This is a genomic window from Roseovarius conchicola, assembly GCF_041403425.1.
Classification (GTDB): domain Bacteria; phylum Pseudomonadota; class Alphaproteobacteria; order Rhodobacterales; family Rhodobacteraceae; genus Roseovarius; species Roseovarius conchicola.
Map to the genome: position 1 here is coordinate 324,030 of NZ_JBGEHK010000004.1, position 17,229 is coordinate 341,258.

Below are 17,229 nucleotides of genomic sequence, written 5' to 3' on the forward strand. Positions count from 1 at the left end.
TCTAGAACTCGGCCCAGATGCGGGTCATGTGGGTGTCAATGATCTGCTGATAGTTGCCATTCTGCTTGATCCCGCGCAGACCCGCGTTGATCGTCTCAAGCATTTGCTCGGCTTGCGGATGGGTCTTGTGAATCAACACATGCAGCCCTTCTATGGCCAGCGGGCGGGCGCTGACGATCTCGACCTGATCCTTGATTCCAAGCTCCTTGATCACGGTGCGGCCGGTGAATTCGTTCAGCACCACAGCGTCCACCTCCCCGGCGACCAACATGGTAAAGCAATCGGCCACCGAACGGGGTTGTTTGAACTCGATCAGATTGTCGCTCAGCCAGCGCCGGTCGGGCCGGTCCAGTTGATGCACCGCATAGCCAGTCGGGCGGCAAAGTGTCTTGCCGTGCACATCACTGTCTTGCGTGAATGGGATCGGATCAGACTTGCGCGTGAACAGCAGCATCAGCATTTCAAACATCGGGTCCGAAAACAGGAAATTGGCACAGCGATATTCATCCGGCGTCGCCGCGCAGTCGGGTTGGATCCATGGAAAACCCATGTCCAGCAAGGCGTTAGACAAGAGCGGCTCCAAATGTGAATCCCAACCTTCAACCCAGTGGATCGCATAACCTGCCTCGGGTGCGGCCTGCGCCATCGCCGCGTTGACGACGTCCGTCAGCAGCCCGCCATTGGGAAGATCGCGGTCACTGAACGGGGCGTAATCGCTGCCGGTCATCAGGTTGATCTTCGGGCGTGTCGCAGCGGTGTTGCCTCCTGTCGCAATGGGTTGCGAGACGCGGGTGGATGCCAGTTCGCTCCCGCCCTGAAGCCCGGCAGGACGCCCGTCAACACAGCTTATCGACAGGGTCATACCCACGCGGATCGCATTGGGGTTGTCGCCGATCTTATTCAGGTTGTTAGAGTGGATCACCGTCCACATGCCCGCGTTGCTGTACAGGGCGTCAGCGATCAGGGACAAGCTTTCACCACGCTTGACGGTGTAAGTGCCGCCGCAGGTGGCGGCGGAAGCAGGTGTCACGAATAGAGCAACGGCAAGCACAAGCCAGCCAGCGATGGTGGTCCGCATCAACAATCTCCCCAGATTACGGGAAATAACGCGAATATAGTAGTTTAGGTCAAGCGATATGGCATATTTTGTGGGCTATACATTGCGTGCCAGCCCCCTGACCCCGTGCGAAATAGGGTCATATCATTGAATCCGCTCGGCAAATCAGGTCTGCGCCAGACGCGCTGACAATCTCAGCGCATGGGCCGGGTCTTGGGCAAGGGGCGGTAGAACCGGATCATAGGCGGCACGGATGACCCCGGCGATGTCGGGACGCAGAATCACCATATCGCTTCCGGGCACCGCGGCCAGCGGCGAAGCATCCCGGAACGCCATGTCCGACCAAAGCAGGATGGTCTGCACGATCTGGCTAAGTGCGAGTGTCTCGGCGGGTACAGCGCTCAGTTCTTCATCCATGCGCAGAAAGACAAAACTGGCCTTGATCGCGCCGCTCTCATCAAAGCGAAAAAACCTATATTGATTAGCACCTTGCGTCTTCAACTTGTCCACCAACGGGACCAGATCAGGGACCAGACGGTTAAGATCGGGCACCTCGGTCAACTCATCCCAATCGAGGAAGAAAAACATCATCAGATTGGCACCCAGTTCAGGATCGGTTTCTGCCATCTGGTGATTTGCCAGCGTTACCACCGCCTCGATCGCGCCTTTGACGATTTCCAGTGTTGCATCATCAACCCCGAAGACAATCGGTGCGATCGGCCGCCCCCACCGGGCACAGGCAAATGCGCCATCCGAACGGGTGAACAAGGCTTCGATCTGGTCAGGTGTCATGGGTGGCTCCGCAAAAGCAAAAGACGTTCAGAAGACGTATCCTCTGCGTTTTGTACAAAATGGGGCAAGTTCCAAGTGCGAATTTCCCATTTTGTACATGTCTGGCAAGGCGGTCAGTGCAGGCGCTTGACCCCTCCCAGCATGCTTGCCGCCGCAAAGCAAACGGCCGCGATGCATACGATTGTGGGACCGGCTGGCGTATCGAACACATATGCTGTTCTGAGACCGACGATGGCCGAGCCAGCGCCGATGATCGCAGCGGTCACAGCCATGCCTTCGGGTGTGCGCGACAGGGGTCGGGCGGCGGCGGCGGGGATGATCAGCAGCGCCGCGATCAGCAACACGCCGACAACCTTGATGGCGACAGCCACCGTGATTGCCAGCGCCAGGGTCAGAACCAGCTTTTCCCGCTTGGGATCAATCCCGCAGGAATAGGCAAGGTCTTCGTTCAGCGTGGCGGTCAGCAAGCCCTGCCACCGCCAGACGATCAGGCTGACCACAAGGGCTGCCCCGCCCCAGATGACCACCAGGTCCCCGCGCGAGACCGACAGAATATCGCCGAACAGATAGGCCATCAGGTCAATGCGAATGCCGGACAGGAAAGACACCGCCACTAGGCCGAATGCCAGCGCGGAATGGGCCAGAACGCCAAGCAGCGTGTCCATGGCATAGCCGCGCCCGGACAAGGCCGAGACGGTCAAAGCCATGATCAGGGCAACCGCGACAGCGCCAACGAAGATCGACATCGACAAGGCCAGGGATAACGCAACCCCCAGGATCGCGGCATGGGCCGTGGCATCGCCGAAATACGCCATGCGCCGCCAGACCACGAAACTGCCCAGCGGGGCTGCGGCGAAGGCCACACCGACGCCCGCCAGAGTGGCCCGCATCATGAAATCATCCAGCATTACTCGGCGGCCTCTTTGGAAGAATGGTCATGATCACAGCCGTGATCATGCGTATGGTCGTGATCATGCCGGTAAAGGGCGAGGGCGCCACCGGTACCGCTTCCGAACAGCGCGCGATACTCGGGCGCCGATGACACGATGTCGGGCGAACCCTGACAGCAGACGTGACCATTGAGACAGATAACCCGGTCCGAGGCCGCCATGACCACATGCAATTCATGGCTGATCATGAGCACAGAGCATCCCGTTTCGCGGCGCACGTCTTCTATCAGGCGATAAAAGGCGGCAGAGGCTGGCTGATCCAGCCCTTGTGTCGGTTCGTCCAACAGCAGCAGGTCAGGGCTGTTGGCCAATGCACGGGCCAGCAAAACCCTTTGCAATTGGCCGCCGGACAGCTGGGACATCTGCCGGGAGGCGATATCCGGCACACCGGCGCGCTCCAGAGCGGCGGCAGCCGTGTCCTTGTTGGTGCCGTACGGCAGGCCCAGAAACCGCGCCACAGTGATCGGCAATGTCGGATCGACATGCAGGCGCTGGGGCACATAGCCGATCCGCAGGCCCGGTTTTTTCACCACCGACCCCTGCGCGGCGGGTATTGCACCAACGATGGCGCGCAACAGGGTCGTCTTGCCTGACCCGTTCGGGCCGACCACGGTGACGATCTCGTTTGGCTGCACGACGAGGCTGACATCATGCAATGCGCGATGCGCGCCATAGCTGACGCTGAGCTGTTCGACAGAGATCAGGGTCATGGGGTGGCCTTGTCGACGCAGGTGGGGCACAGGCCTTCGGCCTCGACCACCGTTTTCTCGATCACGAAACCCGCCGCCTTGGCCGCATCGCCCAGTGCCCCGCGCGCGGGCATCGACTGCGTTTCGGCCACCGAGTCACATTCGCGGCAGATCATGAAGGCGGGCGAATGTGCGCTTCCGGGATTCGCGCAGGCGACAAAGGCGTTCAGTTTCTCGATCTTGTGGACAAATCCATTCGCCACGAGGAACTCCAAGGCGCGGTAGGCCACGGGGGGTTGCGAGCCGAACCCCTCTTCCCGCAGACGGTCCAGAACCTCGTAGGCGCCAAGAGCACGATGCTCCTGAAGCAGGATTTCAAGCGTCTTCCGGCGCACCGGGGTGAATCGCAGGTTTTCCTTTGCGCAGCGGGTCTCGGCCGCGGCCATGCCGTCTTGCACACAGACGTGATGATCGTGCTGCTCGAAGCCGAGCGCATCGGTTTTGGGATCCGCGTTCTTGGCGCTGTCACTTGTCATGTTATAGCATTTCAGTTATCGGGTATGTAACGTTATACAATCACATGGAGACTCCGATGTCCAGAAAGCTGTTTTCCGTTGGTGCAGTCGCGACACTGATCGGCAGCACCGCGCTTGCCGATGTGCCGGGCGTGGCCACTGATATCGCCCCGGTTCATTCGCTCGTGGCGCGCGTGATGGAGGGCTTGGGCACGCCTGAGCTTGTGATCGCACAGGGGGCCAGCCCGCATGAATACAGCCTGCGCCCGTCCGAGGCCGGTGCCCTGCAAGAGGCCGATCTGGTGTTCTGGATCGGAGAGGACCTGACCCCGTGGATGGAAGGCGCGATTGATACCCTGACCGAAGATGCAGCGGTGATCGCGTTGCTTGACGCGGAGGGCGCGACCCGGCTGGCGTTTCGTGAGAGCGCGCTGTTTGAGGCACATGATCATGGCGATGAACACGAGGACCACGATGATCATGAGCACGAACATGACGACCACGCCCATGAGGAAGATCACGATGGCCACGCCCATGGCGAACATGATCCCCATGCCTGGCTTTCACCTGAAAATGCGGCCGTTTGGCTGAACGTCATCGCGGCCGCGCTGTCTGCTGCTGATCCTGACAATGCGGGGGGTTACTATGCCAACGCTGCCGCTGGCATTGAAGAACTGACCGCGCTGTCCGACGAGGTCAGCGCCACGCTGGATCCGGTGCGAGGCGAGAGCTTTGTGGTGTTCCACGATGCCTACCAATATTTTGAAACCGCGTTTGATTTTCCGGCCTCCGGTGCGATCTCGCTGTCTGACGCGTCGGACCCCAGCCCGGCCCGCATCGCGGAAATTCAGGGGCGCATTGCCGATGAGGGCATCGCCTGCGTTCTGTCCGAGCCGCAGTTCAATCAAAACCTGGTGGCAACCGTGATGGACGGGACCGAGGCCAGAACAGCGGTGCTTGACCCGCTTGGTGCGGATATCGAACTGGGTCCCGAATTCTATCCGCAACTTCTGCGAAACCTTGCCAACTCGCTCGCAGAATGCTTGTGAAGCTGTGATCCGCATGGCAGCGTGAACCATCGGTGAAAGAAGGTGGTTTTTTATGCGGTATCGCTTTGCCCTCTTGATGATGCTTGCGCTGGCCTATGGGCCAGCCTCGGCGCATCCGCATATCTTTGTCGATACCAAAACCGGCTTTCACGTCAACGAGGATGGTTTGCTGACCGGCCTTGAGATCTCCTGGACCTACGATCCGTTCACCACGCTTTTTCTGTTCGACGTGCTTGACCTTGATCGCGACGGGGATGGCGAACTGAACGACGAGGACTACGCCGCCATCCTGCGGGGTGAAACCGAATGGGCGGACGATTACGTGGGCGATATCTATCTTGAGGTGAACAAAAAGGTGCATCCGCATCTCAAACCGGTTGATGCCGAGGCCGTGTATCGCGACGACCAGATCACCGTCCGGTTCGACCTGCCCCTTGCAGAGCCTGTCCAAGTGCCGGGCCAGGAAGTTGTTCTCAGGGTCTATGACCCCAATTACTATTACGCCTATTCGGTCGTCGAAACCACCGGGCAGCAATCTTTGCCCGCGCCCTGCGAAACATCGCTTCATGCCTTTGAGCCCGATGCCGTCACCAGTGATCTGCTGATCACGCTTGGCACCCTGTCCCGTGAAGAAACCCCGGAACAAGCCAATGTCGGGCGGCTGTTTTCCGACGAAGTGGTGCTGTCGTGCGACTAAGCTGGATTGTACCCGGTGCTGTTGTTTTGGCCGCAGGGTTTCTTCTGTGGGCGTTGGTACCGTGGTTCGAGCTGTCGCAATGGGCCGCGGCGCAGCAGCGCGAGTTTCAGAATGCCATGGCGCGGGCCTTGCGCGCCATCCGGGACGGAGAGCCGCGGGCGCTGTGGTTGCTTTGCAGCGCGACAGCGGCGTACGGCATCGTTCATGCGATCGGCCCGGGGCATGGCAAAGTGTTGTTGGGTGGCGCGGCTTTTGCAAGCGGCGCGACATTCCGGCGGCTGGCGGTTCTCACCCTGGCATCCAGCCTTGCACAATCCGTCACGGCGATCCTGCTGGTCGGCATATTGGTGTTCGGCGTGCGGATCGGCGCAGGAGACGCGGCAGACCTGACGGAAACCTGGCTTGCACCGCTCAGCCTTGTGGCCATTGGCGCGATAGGCGCGCTTCTGATCTGGCGGGGCCTGCGCGCGTTCGGCAGGCTGGCAACAGTGAAGAGTGACAGCCACTCCTGCGGATGCGGCCACTCGCATGGTCCGTCGGTGCAGGATGTCACGTCGCTGGAAACGTTTCGGGACGCGCTGGCCCTGATCGCCAGCATCGCGATCCGCCCCTGTACCGGGGCCTTGTTCGTGCTGGTCATTGCCGCGCGGTTTGACGCGTTTGCGGCAGGATGCCTTGCGGTTCTGGCCATGGGATTGGGCACGGCGTCGTTCAACCTGATCGTGGCGGGTGGTGGGACGCTGGCGCGCCGGTTTGCACTGGTCGGCCAAGGTGCCGGATCGGAAAGCGCCTTACGACTATCTGCGCTTTTTCACATCTTCGGCGGGGGCCTGATCATCATGTTCAGCCTGTTGACCCTTTTGGGCTAAAAGCACGTTGCCGGGAAAGATCAAATCATACCGAGGAACAAGCGCGCGTAGAAGGCGGGCTTATCGGTCAGGCTGAAGCTCTGCCAATCCGGAACGGCTTTGAAAGCCGAACTGACGGGCTGCGATATCTCCCAGTTCGGGGGAGGTGCGTAAGAGGTCGGCAACCCCGCGTGCGATGGCGCGCCGCGTAGATCCTGACGCGGTCTTGTACTGAATGGCCAGAGCCTGCAGAAGCCGTTCCCGGGTCGTCGCCGACAGGCCGTCAGCCTTCAAATGGCGGTCGAGAATATCCTGAACGGCCGCCCGCCCTTCCAACTCGATCATGGCGGTCGCATAGGCGCCCATGTAGGGCACTTCGCGCTGGATTGCCGCGTCCAGTTCTGATGACAGATAAGGGGTCAAGCTGCGGTCTTTCGAGAGGCCTGCCAGCAGGACGCGAATGGGCATCAAATCCTCATCGCCGGTCTCGAGGTCCTGCCGGAGATTTTGAACCCTTGGCAGCCGCAAGCTTTTGAGGGCACCGTAAGGCGCGCGGTCCAACTCTTGTAAAGCCAGACGGCGGATATCGGGGTTTTGATCGTTCAGGAGTTCAGCAAAAAGCCGGAACCGTTTCTTATCGCCCCCCAAAAGCAACTCTGACTGTCGGTGCAGGACCTGGCTGACGAACGCGCGATAGGTTTCGTCCAGGATGGCGATCTCCAACCATGGCCCGTAAGACCCGTCCCGGGCCAGCAACACGGTCGATGACGGTTTGCCGTTGAGCAAGGCGCGCGTTGTTGGGGTCATACGGATCGGAATATCCTGAACGTCAGGGCCAGCGAGCGTTTCAAGTGGCATGTAGCGGTTCGGGTCTGACGGTGCAGGGCGTGCGATCACGACCTGTTCGGTTGCCAAAAGGATATCTATGAGCGTTGGATTGGGTGTGTACCCGTGAAAGGCACAGGCTTTCGCGGCCCCTGCGGTTCCAAGGCTAAGCGTTCCGCTGAGAATCCACGCCAGTATCCTGTTCGTCTTGCCCATTTGACCCCTTACCAGCCGGGACGGCGCGCCCGGCCAAGATTAACACGCGCTGGACGGGCATCTGCGCGCCGCCCACCCCGATTCATAGTCGAAACACGTATTTCATGTAAGGGGATGCGGGATCACATCTGCCCCTGATACGCATTTGTGACCGGGCGTCTGAACATGGCGCGAGAGGCCAGACCGTGCGTTGGCAAGAATCCGCCCGCGGAAGGCTGCTTTGATCCACTTTTGCATCCTTTCCGCAAAATTCAGGGCCGTATGCGCAATCCCCATCTTGCAATCCAATAACGTTATGTCATAACATTTCAATTCTTATCACTAGGCCCAACACCGATGATCAACAAAGACCCACGCCTTCCCGTAACCCTGCTGACAGGCTTTCTTGGTGCCGGAAAAACGACACTGTTGAATGCCATTCTGCAGGACGCATCGGCAGGGCATATCGCCGTGATCGTCAATGAGTTTGGCGAGGCAGCGCTGGACCACGATCTGATCGAGACGTCAGAGGAAGACGTTGTTCTGATGCAGTCAGGATGCCTGTGCTGCTCGATCCGGGGGGATTTGTCCAAGACCACGGCCGATCTGCTGGCGCGGCGAGAGTCGGGTGCTGTCGCCTTTGATCGGGTCGTGATCGAAACCACCGGCCTCGCCGATCCTGCCCCCATCCTGCAAACGCTGCTTGTCGACCCGGCATTGGCGTCGACTTTGCGTATGGATGGCGTGATCACGCTGGCGGATGCCGCCGCAGGACCGGCCACGCTTGATGCGCAATTTGAAGCCGTGTCGCAGGTGGCCATGGCCGACCTGATCGTTGTGAGCAAGACCGACCTGGTCACAAAGGCGGAGGCCGCAGATTTTCAAGATCGCCTGCGCAGCCTCAATCCGACGGCGCGCATCCTGCCAGCGAACCACGGCAAGCTGCCCGCACAGAGCCTGTTCGGCCTCAGCGGTCTGCGGCGCGATATCAAGGCCAAGCAGGCGCTGGACTGGCTGGCCCCGGCAAAGCCTGATCCCCTGGCCAATCTTTCCGGTCTCGCGCCAACGCCCAAAACCCCGGCTTTTTCACCGCATGACACGCGCATTCAATCGGTGTCCATCGTGCTGGACCACCCCTTGCCGGACGCTGCTTTCGATCTCTGGCTCGATACGCTGATCGGCCTGAAAGGGCCCGATATCCTACGCGTCAAGGGCCTTGTGTTCCTGAAAGGGGATAAGAGACCTTTTGTCTTTCATGGCGTGCAGCACATCTTTGATCCGCCGGTACAACTGCGCGACTGGCCGGGTGGCGATACCCGCTCGCGGATCGTGGTGATCGCGAAAGATATCACGCGTCCGGAACTCCAACGCAGCTTCGACATGCTGAGGGCCACCCAGCCCGACATAGACCTTCCCACCGATAGCAAGAAAGCGCTTGCCACATGAACGATCCCCGCCTTCCCGTCACTGTTCTGTCCGGCTTTTTAGGTGCCGGTAAAACCACGCTGCTCAACCGTATCCTGAACAATCGTGACGGACGCCGGGTTGCAGTCATTGTCAACGATATGTCCGAGGTCAATATCGATGCTGATCTCGTGCGCGCCGAAACCGATCTCAGCAGGACGGATGAAACGCTGGTTGAGATGTCGAACGGCTGCATCTGCTGCACCTTGCGCGATGATCTTCTGATCGAGGTGCGCCGCCTCGCGGGTGAGGACCGGTTCGACTATCTGTTGATCGAATCTACCGGCATTTCCGAGCCTTTGCCCGTCGCCACGACGTTTGATTTTCGTGATGAGAATGGCGAGAGCCTGTCAGACGTCGCCCGGCTGGATACAATGGTCACTGTTGTCGACGCCGTGAACCTGCTCAAGGACTACGCCAGCCACGATTTCCTGCGGGACAGGGGCGAAACGATGGGCGAAGAGGACGAGCGCACGCTGGTTCACCTGCTGACCGACCAGATCGAGTTTGCGGATGTTGTGATCCTCAACAAGGTGAGCGTCGCAACGCCTGAACAGGTCCAAGCCGCTGGCAAGATCATCCGAAGCCTCAATGCCGATGCGCGGATCATCCAGACGGATTTCTCGGATGTGCCTGCCGACGCCATCCTCGACACCGGGCTTTTCGATCTGGACAAGGCGCATGAACACCCGATGTGGGCCAAGGAACTGTATGGCTTTGCCGATCATGTCCCCGAGACCGAGGAATATGGTGTGGCGTCTTATGTGTACCGCGCGCGTCAACCCTTTGAGCCGGAAAAGATCATGGCCGTGCTCAATGGCGAGATGCCCGGTGTGATCCGCGCCAAAGGGCATTTCTGGATCGCCACCCGTCCGGAGTGGGTGGCAGAGTTTTCCCTGGCGGGCGCCTTGTCCAGCGTGTCTCCGATTGGAACATGGTGGGCCTCGGTCCCGAAAGAGCGATGGCCCGATCATGAGAGTGTGCAGGCTTACATGGCCAATCATTGGTCCGAACCTTGGGGGGGACCGGCGACAAGAGATTGTCTTTATTGGGTCGGACATCGACTGGGCCAAGCTGAAAGCGCGGCTTGATGCCGCTCTTGCACCCAGCCACCTTGCGCCCGGCCCCGATGCGCTGCCTGATCTGCCAGACCCGTTTCCGATCTGGCGCCGCGCGGAGGCGGCCGCATGAGTTTGCAACGCAAGGTTCTCAGGGACGCGGCGGTCGGCGTCGGGATCGCGGAGACGGCAGAAGACTTGAGCGTCATCCACAAACCGGGCTGCGCCGCCGCGATCTGGCGTCGGTCGCCAACACCGGTTCTGCAATCCTTTCTGGAGGAGTTGGAGCCAAAGCGTTTCCCCAAGGCAAGGGTGATCCTGCGGCCGGATGACGTGCGCCAAGCCGTTGCCGAGCTGTGCAATGCTGTCGAGATGCCCGACTGTGATGGGCGCGCGATGCTGATCGACGACATCGCGATGTTGGCCGATCTTTTTGCAGACATGACAAAGGCGCGTTATCTGCGGCTGCGGCTTGAGGTCGTCACCACGAATGCCTGCCGAAAGTTCCATATCGACGCGGTTACCGCCCGGCTGATCTGCACCCATCGCGGCACCGGCACGCAATATGGCATATCGACAGATGGGTCCGACCCGGCACGCGTCTACACGGTTGCGACGGGCATGCCCATGATCTTACGCGGAACGCTATGGCCAAGCGATCCGCCTTCCGGTCTTCTCCACCGCTCCCCTCCGATTGAAGGCACGGGCGAGACGCGGTTTGTGCTGGTCCTCGATCCGGTCAGTGATCCGGAGGATGAGATATGAACAGCAATCTTGGCGCGACCAGTCTCAAGCGGCGGCGGCGCAGTGACGATCCGATGCGCCTGTTCGATACCCTGCCGCCGGAGCTTCGCGTTTGGCTGAGCACGGCCGCGCTGCCCTGGTCACCGCGATCCTGCGTCAAAATCTGGCGAAAGGCCCGGCGCGAGGGATTGTCGCCCACCCAGGCCATGGCCCGCCTGACCCAAATCGAGCAACGTGCCTTGCAACGCGACAGCATGCAGATCAAGGCGTCACTATAAGCCCGCCAAAAGTTCTCGGCATTGGGGGAGTCGGTTGGATTCCTATTTTGAGTATCCGGTCTATCCCTCGAACAGGTCCGATTGCCCCTTGGGGGTAGGGGCCGCCATGCCAAGATGCGTCCAGCCGCGTTGCGCCAGCATGCGCCCGCGCGGGGTGCGTTGAATCAGGCCTTGTTGCAGCAGGAAGGGTTCAATCACCTCTTCCAGTGCGTCGCGGCTTTCGGATAGCGCGGCGCTGAGCGTTTCGATCCCCACGGGGCCGCCTTGATAGGCCTCGGCGATCAGGCGCAGATAGCGGCGGTCGGCCCCGTCCAGCCCCAGTTGATCCACCCCCAGACGGGTGAGCGAACTGTCGGCCAGCGCCTTGGAAATACTGCCGCCGCCTTCGACCACGGCGAAATCCACCACCCGGCGCAGCAGACGCCCGGCAATGCGGGGCGTGCCGCGCGAGCGTTTGGCGATTTCGCGCGCGCCGTGATCTTCGGTGGGGATATTGAGCAGGGCGGCATTGCGGGTGACGATCTCGTGCAGTTCGTCCTCGGTATAGAATTGCAGGCGGGTTGGTATGCCGAACCGGTCGCGCAGGGGCGTGGTCAGCAGACCCAGACGGGTGGTCGCGCCGACCAGCGTGAAGGGCTGCAACTCGATCCGGACAGTGCGCGCGGCGGGGCCTTCGCCGATCACCAGATCCAGCTCAAAATCCTCCATCGCGGGATAGAGCACCTCTTCGACCGCCGGATTCAGGCGGTGAATCTCGTCGATGAAGAGAACATCATTGGCTTCCAAGTTGGTGAGGATCGCCGCCAGATCGCCGGCCTTGGCCAGCACCGGGCCGGAGGTCATGCGGAAGCCGACGCCGAGTTCCTTGGCCATGATCTGGGCCAGGGTGGTCTTGCCCAGGCCGGGGGGGCCGTGGAACAGGGTGTGATCCATCGCCTCGCCGCGTTGGCGGGCGGATTGGATAAAGACCTTGAGGTTCGCGCGGGCCTCTTCCTGGCCGATGAATTCGTCCAGAACCTGCGGGCGCAAAGAGCGATCCGTGTCCTCTGGCAGGGGATCGGCGCGCAATGTCGGGTCAGGCTCGGACATGGGTTATCCCTTTGGGGCCAACAGCTTGAGAGCGGCGCGGATCAACGCGGCGGTGTCGGCCTCGGGGGTGTCGCCCGCCGCCTGCGCCACGGCACCTGCCGCCTCGCCCGGGGCATAGCCCAGATTGGTGAGGGCCGACAATGCCTCGGCCTGTGCGCCCGACCCGGCCATGGGCGCGGGGGCGACGGGCGTTGGTGTGGGTTCGATCACGTCGCCGTCCTCGGCAGGAGGGGGCGGAGCAGCGGTTCCCATGGCCATCACGGCGGGGGCCTTGTCTTTCAATTCATTCACAACGCGTTGGGCGGTTTTGGGGCCGATGCCCTTGGCGGCCTTGACCGAGTTCCAATCGCCCAGCGCAATCGCGCGCCCCACGCCTTCGGGGCCCAAGGTGCCCAGGATCGCCAGCGAGGCCTTAGCGCCGATGCCTTGGATGGACATCAGAAGCCGGTGCCATTCTTTTTCGATCAGGGTGGTGAAGCCAAAAAGCTGCAGATTGTCTTCGCGCACCAGAAGGTCGGTATAAAGCGCGGTATGCTCGCCCACCGAGGGCAGCGCGGCCATCGTGCGTTCCGAGCAATAAACCAGATAACCCACCCCGCGCACATCCAGCAGAACGTGATCCTCGGCGCGGTAATCAATCCGCCCGGCCAGCCGCCCGATCATGCGCGCACCCGTTCCATGGCCTGCACCGATTTGGCGTGAAAGGCGTGGCAAATGGCAATCGCCAGGGCATCGGCTGCATCCGGACCAGCCAGTTGCACGCCCGGAAGCTGAACCTTCACCATATGCGCGATCTGGTTTTTATCCGCATGGCCCACCCCCACGACGGTCTTTTTCACGGTATTGGGCGCATATTCCCCGATGCTGAGACCGAATTGCGCAGGCACCAGCATGGCGATGCCGCGCGCCTGCCCCAGTTTCAGGGTGGCCGCACCGTCTTTGTTCACGAATGTATGCTCAACCCCGGCGGTGTCGGGCTGAAACTGTGCCAGCACGTCGCTGAGTTGTTGATGCAGAGACAGCAGCCGCGCCGCAAGGTCGGTGCCCGCTGATTTGCACACGCCATTGGCCACATGGCTGAGCCGGTTGCCCGCGACGTCAATCACCCCCCATCCGAGGTTGCGTAACCCGGGGTCGATGCCCATCACCCTCATGCCATGGCCCTGCTCTGTTGCCTGTTTTTCAACGCCTAAAGCGTTTCGAATTATTGTTGAATCACGACAATAATTCGAAACGCTCAGGCCCTATCGATGTTGTGGGCGTTTCGAAATCAAGTTGTGATCCAACCTGCTCTCAAAACGCTTTAGCACGAAACAAGAACAAACGCCAAGAGGATTGCGAGAGCAGCGATTTGACCAATCGGTACAATTCGCGGCATTTCCGCCACAGATTATGGCGGAAGAAAGGCAAGGGATTCCTATATAAATAATTATAAATCAATAGGTTATACAAAATATTCAGATATGCAGAAATTGCATAGGGCCTATGCAATAATCCCCGCTTGTCCAGCCGAAGGGCGCGTCCTAGATGCAGTTCATAACGCAATCGGGCTGCCGCATGGCCCCGACCGAACAAGGAATGAAACAATGGCTGTTATCGACACCACCCGCGCCTACGCCGCCCCCACCGGCTTCGTCGGCACCCTCTATGCAAACACCATCGGCACCATCGCCGCATGGAATGACGCCCGCGCAACCCGCGCCGCCCTGGCAAAATTGTCGGATCGTGAACTGGACGATATCGGCCTGTGCCGCGGCGACATTGACTCGGTTGTCAACGGCCTCTGAGCCGGGCGACTGCTGCAAAAGAAAAACCCTGCATCGGGAGCAAACCGATGCAGGGTTTTTTTGTTTTCCTGAGTGTCTTAATCGTTACTTTACAAAGGGACGTACTTGTTGGGCAATGCCCTGGCTGATCGGGTCGGCCTGCATCATGAATGCACCCGCCTGTTCAACCACCGAACCGGTTGCGAGAAGATCTACGCGCGCGGTAAATACCTGTTCGCCCAAGTGTGCCAGAAGAAGGCCCTTGAAGCAGAAGAAACCAATAGCAAGGATCAGAAGCCCCTTGAGGGGGAAGCCACGCGATGCACGACGGCTGGGCCGAAACACGATCAGACCATCTTTGCCGACCTGGCTTGTATAGCCATTTAACAGCTTGGCCCGCTTGCGGCTGATCCGAAGCAGCCGTTTGTCGAAGCCCTGATATGCGTTGCTCATAGCAGCGTCCTTGATTCACCTGGCCCCCACCAAGATCGGAATCACGCTAGATTTGAAATGTGGCGAAACTTGGGCAGTTGCCTCAAATTTGCTGATTTTCCTCTATTTTTCAAAGTTTTTCGAGAGGATTAGCGTCGTCCATTCACCAATCTCTTCGCGGTGATGCAGACTGTTTCCTGAGCGTGTATAAACCGCCACAATCTCGTCAGCTTGCTCGTTGAGAATCCCCGACAGAATCACCTGTCCACCCGGTTTCAGGTGTGACGTAACGTCACCCGCCAGTTCGATCAGTGGCCCTTTCAGGATATTGGCAAAGATCAGGTCATAGGGTGCGGCCTTGGCCAGATCGGGATGATCGAAGCCTGCGGCCTCGACACAGGCGATACGCCCCGTCAGCCCATTGGCCGCCACGTTGGCGCGCGCCACGTCCACCGCCACCTCGTCAATATCGCTGGCCAGCGTGGTGCAGGGCCAGGTGCGCGCCGCCGCCATGGCCAGAACGGCCGTACCACAGCCCAGATCCAGCACACTGGTGGCCGCGAACCCTTCGCCGATCAGCCGGTCCAGCGCACGCAGGCAGCCCAGCGTGGTGCCATGATGCCCGGTGCCAAAGGCCATCGACGCCTCGATCAGCAATCCTTCCGCCCCCTCGGGCACCTTATCGGCATCATGGCTGCCATAGACAAAGAAGCGCCCGGCCTCGACCGGGGTCAGCTCGCGTTTGACCTTGGCCACCCAATCGGTTTCGGGCAGTTCGGACACCACGAAGGGTTTCGCGCCATGCAGGGCGACCAGCAGGGCCAGCCCGGCCTCGTCCGGGGGACCTTCAAAATAGCCGCCCACTTCCCACAGGCCCGAGCCATCTTCCAGCTCGAACACCCCCACGCCGGTGGGTTCGGGGATCAGGCGTTCCATGCCTTCGCCCAAAGCATCTGCTGCGGCTTTGCCGGTCACGGTGGTCAGGGCGGTGAAAGTGGCCATGGTTACTACTCCGCAGGGGCCGGGGCGAACCGGCTGAAGATTGTCTCGTTGCCGCGTTCGGGGTGGCGTGGGATCATCAGCGCCAAGATCAGCGAGATCACCGCCATGCCAGCGGCCAGCAGAAAAACCGAGGCGGGCGAGGCCAGCCAGAGATAGCCCAGCAAGGCGGGCAGGAACACGGCCGCGATATGGTTGATGGTAAAGGCCACGGCGGCGGTGGGGGCGATATCCTGCGGATCGGCGATTTTCTGGAAATAGGTTTTCAGGGCGAGCGCCAGCGAGAACAGCAGGTGGTCGACCACATAGAGGGTCGCCGCCAGCACCACGCCCCAGCCGAACATGTAAATCCCGCCATAAGCGAGGAAGACCAGCGCGAGGCCGACATATTCAAAGATCAGCGTGTTGCGTTCGCCGAATTTGAACACGGCTTTGCCCATCAACGGGCCGACCGCCATGTTGGCCACCAGGTTGATCAGGAACAGGGCCGTGACCTCGTGCACGTCAAAGCCGAATTTCTCGACCATCATGAAACCGGCAAAGACGATGAAAATCTGGCGGCGCGCACCGGCCATGAATTGCAGCGCGTAGTAGAGCCAGTAGCGGCGGCGCAGGATCATCTTTTTCAGCTGCGGGTTTGGCGCCTCGAACTGTGGGTAGGCGATCATGCAGAAAATCGCGACCAGCGCCGTGAACCCGCCCGCGATCAGGTAGACCGTGTCATAGCTCAGGCCCAGCGCCTCCCATGTCATCACGATCAGCAGGTAGGCCACCAGCGTCGCGGCAGACCCTGCGGCAACCATCCAGCCCAGCACCTGCGGCGCGCGGTCCTTGGGCAGCCATTGCAGTTGCAGGGATTGATTGACAGTCTCGTAATAGTGAAAGCCGATGGAACTGAGCATGGTGATGGTCAGGATACCGCCCATCGACGGGAAATGCGCGGTCAGGGCGGTCGCCACGCCCAGCAGGATCAGCGAGACCAGTCCAAGCACCTGTTCGCGCACAAAGATGATGATGGCGATCACGCCGATGGCAAAGAAGCCGGGGATTTCGCGCACCGTGTGCAGCCAGCCAATGTCCGAGCCATCAAACCCCGCCATTTCGATGACGAAGTTATTGAGCAGCGCCGACCATGTGGCGAACGCAATCGGCATCGCCATCGCCATCAGGAAAAGCAGCGTGATAGGGCGGCGCCACAGCGGCAAGGCTTGCGCATCGGCAAGAGGAACAAGACGGGTCATGGGGCCGGTGTACGCCCCTGCGTTGAAAATGGCGAGGGTGATCGTGTTTATCTGCGCACAGCCCATCTGCGCTGCACTAACCAGCCGACACCCGCAAAGGCGGGGCGCGGCCACGCGACGCCTGCCCCCTGCCCGGCAGCGATTTTGGTTGCGGCGGCCTCGTTCAGAAAACGAGTGGCACCAGTACCAACCCCGCAACCAGAGACATGGAGAACGCTGTTGCGATCTCGGTCACACCTGATGTTGCTTTAGGCGTATGAAGGGTCCAGTTTTCCCATTTTTTATGGGTATTCAACTGGCTTGGCTCGTTCCGGAAACTCATGGCAACCTCGTTCAGTGCCCCCACCGAACGAGGCTTAAATGTATCGAAATTACGGCAAAATTATGGCAAGTTAGACAAAACTGCGACAAATACGGCCAATCCATGGCGCGTGTTGGCCTGTCCTCATCAGGCCATCTGCATCCAGGGGAACCGTGCTATGATTGGTCGATGGGTCGAGTGGCAGGAGGGTTGACTGTTGGAAATGAATGCGGTCCGCCG

At 60.3% G+C, this 17,229-nt stretch carries 19 protein-coding genes and 1 pseudogene; 8 read left to right on the top strand and 12 right to left on the bottom strand.

Translation table 11 applies throughout. From position 1 onward, the window contains the following. Nucleotide 1: 1 nt before the first annotated feature. The 5 genes from V6N02_RS13695 to V6N02_RS13715 form a co-directional block, all read right to left on the bottom strand. Nucleotides 2–1,078, bottom strand: coding sequence for a transporter substrate-binding domain-containing protein (locus V6N02_RS13695; protein ID WP_371226158.1), 1,077 nt, complete (start codon nt 1,076–1,078; stop codon nt 2–4). A gap of 144 nt (nt 1,079–1,222) precedes the next feature. Beyond that, a complete protein-coding gene (locus tag V6N02_RS13700; protein WP_371226159.1) occupies nt 1,223–1,849 on the bottom strand; it encodes a hypothetical protein in 627 nt (208 codons plus the stop codon). A gap of 113 nt (nt 1,850–1,962) precedes the next feature. Further along, entirely contained in the window at nt 1,963–2,757 is a 795-nt protein-coding gene (locus V6N02_RS13705) for an iron chelate uptake ABC transporter family permease subunit (protein WP_371226160.1), read from the bottom strand. After that, a complete protein-coding gene (locus V6N02_RS13710; protein ID WP_371226161.1) occupies nt 2,757–3,509 on the bottom strand; it encodes a metal ABC transporter ATP-binding protein in 753 nt (250 codons plus the stop codon). The genes V6N02_RS13705 and V6N02_RS13710 overlap by 1 nt, the downstream gene beginning before the upstream one ends. After that, nucleotides 3,506–4,024: a transcriptional repressor gene (locus V6N02_RS13715; protein ID WP_371226162.1), complete on the bottom strand. Its 519-nt coding sequence runs from the start codon at nt 4,022–4,024 to the stop codon at nt 3,506–3,508. Before V6N02_RS13715 ends, V6N02_RS13710 begins: the two co-directional genes overlap by 4 nt. Before the next feature lie 56 nt (nt 4,025–4,080). On the opposite strand from V6N02_RS13715, the gene V6N02_RS13720 reads away from it, so the two are divergent. The 3 genes from V6N02_RS13720 to V6N02_RS13730 are packed head-to-tail and all read left to right on the top strand — an operon-like array spanning nt 4,081 to nt 6,618. Beyond that, nucleotides 4,081–5,052 carry a zinc ABC transporter substrate-binding protein gene (locus V6N02_RS13720; RefSeq protein ID WP_371226163.1) on the top strand — a complete coding sequence of 324 codons (972 nt, stop codon included), beginning with the start codon at nt 4,081–4,083 and terminating at the stop codon, nt 5,050–5,052. Nucleotides 5,053–5,104: 52 nt separating this feature from the next. Continuing rightward, nucleotides 5,105–5,749, top strand: coding sequence for a DUF1007 family protein (locus V6N02_RS13725; protein WP_371226164.1), 645 nt, complete (start codon nt 5,105–5,107; stop codon nt 5,747–5,749). Next, nucleotides 5,740–6,618 carry a nickel/cobalt transporter gene (locus V6N02_RS13730; protein WP_371226165.1) on the top strand — a complete coding sequence of 293 codons (879 nt, stop codon included), beginning with the start codon at nt 5,740–5,742 and terminating at the stop codon, nt 6,616–6,618. The genes V6N02_RS13725 and V6N02_RS13730 overlap by 10 nt, the downstream gene beginning before the upstream one ends. A 60-nt stretch (nt 6,619–6,678) precedes the next feature. On the opposite strand, the gene V6N02_RS13735 is transcribed toward V6N02_RS13730, so the two are convergent. Then, complete coding sequence (locus tag V6N02_RS13735; RefSeq protein WP_371226166.1) at nt 6,679–7,638, bottom strand: hypothetical protein; 960 nt, start codon at nt 7,636–7,638, stop codon at nt 6,679–6,681. 336 nt (nt 7,639–7,974) lie between these two features. Here V6N02_RS13735 and V6N02_RS13740 point away from each other — a divergent pair, with 336 nt between their 5' ends. The 4 genes and pseudogenes from V6N02_RS13740 (at nt 7,975) to V6N02_RS13755 (ending at nt 11,161) form a co-directional block, all read left to right on the top strand. After that, complete coding sequence (locus V6N02_RS13740) at nt 7,975–9,063, top strand: CobW family GTP-binding protein (protein WP_371226167.1); 1,089 nt, start codon at nt 7,975–7,977, stop codon at nt 9,061–9,063. Next, nucleotides 9,060–10,272, top strand: a pseudogene (locus V6N02_RS13745) (GTP-binding protein). Before V6N02_RS13740 ends, V6N02_RS13745 begins: the two are co-directional and overlap by 4 nt. Then, on the top strand, nt 10,269–10,904 hold the full coding sequence (locus V6N02_RS13750; protein ID WP_371226168.1) for a DUF1826 domain-containing protein: 636 nt from the start codon (nt 10,269–10,271) through the stop codon (nt 10,902–10,904). Before V6N02_RS13745 ends, V6N02_RS13750 begins: the two are co-directional and overlap by 4 nt. Next, nucleotides 10,901–11,161 carry a DUF6525 family protein gene (locus V6N02_RS13755; protein ID WP_371226169.1) on the top strand — a complete coding sequence of 87 codons (261 nt, stop codon included), beginning with the start codon at nt 10,901–10,903 and terminating at the stop codon, nt 11,159–11,161. The genes V6N02_RS13750 and V6N02_RS13755 overlap by 4 nt, the downstream gene beginning before the upstream one ends. A gap of 60 nt (nt 11,162–11,221) precedes the next feature. Here the strand turns inward: V6N02_RS13755 and ruvB are convergent, their stop codons facing one another. The 3 genes from ruvB to ruvC are packed head-to-tail and all read right to left on the bottom strand — an operon-like array spanning nt 11,222 to nt 13,404. Continuing rightward, on the bottom strand, nt 11,222–12,250 hold the full coding sequence (gene ruvB, locus V6N02_RS13760) for a Holliday junction branch migration DNA helicase RuvB (protein ID WP_371226170.1): 1,029 nt from the start codon (nt 12,248–12,250) through the stop codon (nt 11,222–11,224). Nucleotides 12,251–12,253: 3 nt separating this feature from the next. Then, nucleotides 12,254–12,913, bottom strand: coding sequence for a Holliday junction branch migration protein RuvA (ruvA, locus tag V6N02_RS13765; protein WP_371226171.1), 660 nt, complete (start codon nt 12,911–12,913; stop codon nt 12,254–12,256). Continuing rightward, a complete protein-coding gene (ruvC, locus tag V6N02_RS13770; RefSeq protein WP_371226172.1) occupies nt 12,910–13,404 on the bottom strand; it encodes a crossover junction endodeoxyribonuclease RuvC in 495 nt (164 codons plus the stop codon). Before ruvC ends, ruvA begins: the two co-directional genes overlap by 4 nt. 432 nt (nt 13,405–13,836) lie before the next feature. On the opposite strand from ruvC, the gene V6N02_RS13775 reads away from it, so the two are divergent. Beyond that, complete coding sequence (locus V6N02_RS13775; RefSeq protein WP_371226173.1) at nt 13,837–14,037, top strand: DUF1127 domain-containing protein; 201 nt, start codon at nt 13,837–13,839, stop codon at nt 14,035–14,037. Between the two features lie 84 nt (nt 14,038–14,121). Here V6N02_RS13775 and V6N02_RS13780 read toward each other — a convergent pair whose 3' ends face one another. From V6N02_RS13780 to V6N02_RS13790, 3 genes are all read right to left on the bottom strand, one after another. Then, nucleotides 14,122–14,469 (bottom strand): hypothetical protein, encoded by a 348-nt coding sequence (locus tag V6N02_RS13780; protein WP_371226174.1) that lies wholly within the window; start codon nt 14,467–14,469, stop codon nt 14,122–14,124. A gap of 102 nt (nt 14,470–14,571) precedes the next feature. Beyond that, on the bottom strand, nt 14,572–15,450 hold the full coding sequence (locus V6N02_RS13785) for a 50S ribosomal protein L11 methyltransferase (protein WP_371226175.1): 879 nt from the start codon (nt 15,448–15,450) through the stop codon (nt 14,572–14,574). A 5-nt stretch (nt 15,451–15,455) separates the two neighbouring features. Then, nucleotides 15,456–16,688, bottom strand: coding sequence for an MFS transporter (locus tag V6N02_RS13790; protein ID WP_371226176.1), 1,233 nt, complete (start codon nt 16,686–16,688; stop codon nt 15,456–15,458). Nucleotides 16,689–17,229 lie beyond the last annotated feature (541 nt).

Bases quoted from the DNA above. Each gene is read 5' to 3' on its own strand.
- V6N02_RS13705 (WP_371226160.1), bottom strand. From the start codon at position 2,757: ATGCTGGATGATTTCATGATGCGGGCCACTCTGGCGGGCGTCGGTGTG.
- V6N02_RS13695 (WP_371226158.1), bottom strand. From the start codon at position 1,078: ATGCGGACCACCATCGCTGGCTGGCTTGTGCTTGCCGTTGCTCTATTC.
- V6N02_RS13735 (WP_371226166.1), bottom strand. From the start codon at position 7,638: ATGGGCAAGACGAACAGGATACTGGCGTGGATTCTCAGCGGAACGCTT.
- V6N02_RS13725 (WP_371226164.1), top strand. From the start codon at position 5,105: ATGCGGTATCGCTTTGCCCTCTTGATGATGCTTGCGCTGGCCTATGGG.
- V6N02_RS13715 (WP_371226162.1), bottom strand. From the start codon at position 4,024: ATGACAAGTGACAGCGCCAAGAACGCGGATCCCAAAACCGATGCGCTC.
- V6N02_RS13720 (WP_371226163.1), top strand. From the start codon at position 4,081: ATGTCCAGAAAGCTGTTTTCCGTTGGTGCAGTCGCGACACTGATCGGC.
- ruvC (WP_371226172.1), bottom strand. From the start codon at position 13,404: ATGAGGGTGATGGGCATCGACCCCGGGTTACGCAACCTCGGATGGGGG.
- V6N02_RS13710 (WP_371226161.1), bottom strand. From the start codon at position 3,509: ATGACCCTGATCTCTGTCGAACAGCTCAGCGTCAGCTATGGCGCGCAT.
- V6N02_RS13740 (WP_371226167.1), top strand. From the start codon at position 7,975: ATGATCAACAAAGACCCACGCCTTCCCGTAACCCTGCTGACAGGCTTT.
- V6N02_RS13775 (WP_371226173.1), top strand. From the start codon at position 13,837: ATGGCTGTTATCGACACCACCCGCGCCTACGCCGCCCCCACCGGCTTC.
- ruvA (WP_371226171.1), bottom strand. From the start codon at position 12,913: ATGATCGGGCGGCTGGCCGGGCGGATTGATTACCGCGCCGAGGATCAC.
- ruvB (WP_371226170.1), bottom strand. From the start codon at position 12,250: ATGTCCGAGCCTGACCCGACATTGCGCGCCGATCCCCTGCCAGAGGAC.
- V6N02_RS13785 (WP_371226175.1), bottom strand. From the start codon at position 15,450: ATGGCCACTTTCACCGCCCTGACCACCGTGACCGGCAAAGCCGCAGCA.
- V6N02_RS13780 (WP_371226174.1), bottom strand. From the start codon at position 14,469: ATGAGCAACGCATATCAGGGCTTCGACAAACGGCTGCTTCGGATCAGC.
- V6N02_RS13755 (WP_371226169.1), top strand. From the start codon at position 10,901: ATGAACAGCAATCTTGGCGCGACCAGTCTCAAGCGGCGGCGGCGCAGT.
- V6N02_RS13750 (WP_371226168.1), top strand. From the start codon at position 10,269: ATGAGTTTGCAACGCAAGGTTCTCAGGGACGCGGCGGTCGGCGTCGGG.
- V6N02_RS13790 (WP_371226176.1), bottom strand. From the start codon at position 16,688: ATGACCCGTCTTGTTCCTCTTGCCGATGCGCAAGCCTTGCCGCTGTGG.
- V6N02_RS13700 (WP_371226159.1), bottom strand. From the start codon at position 1,849: ATGACACCTGACCAGATCGAAGCCTTGTTCACCCGTTCGGATGGCGCA.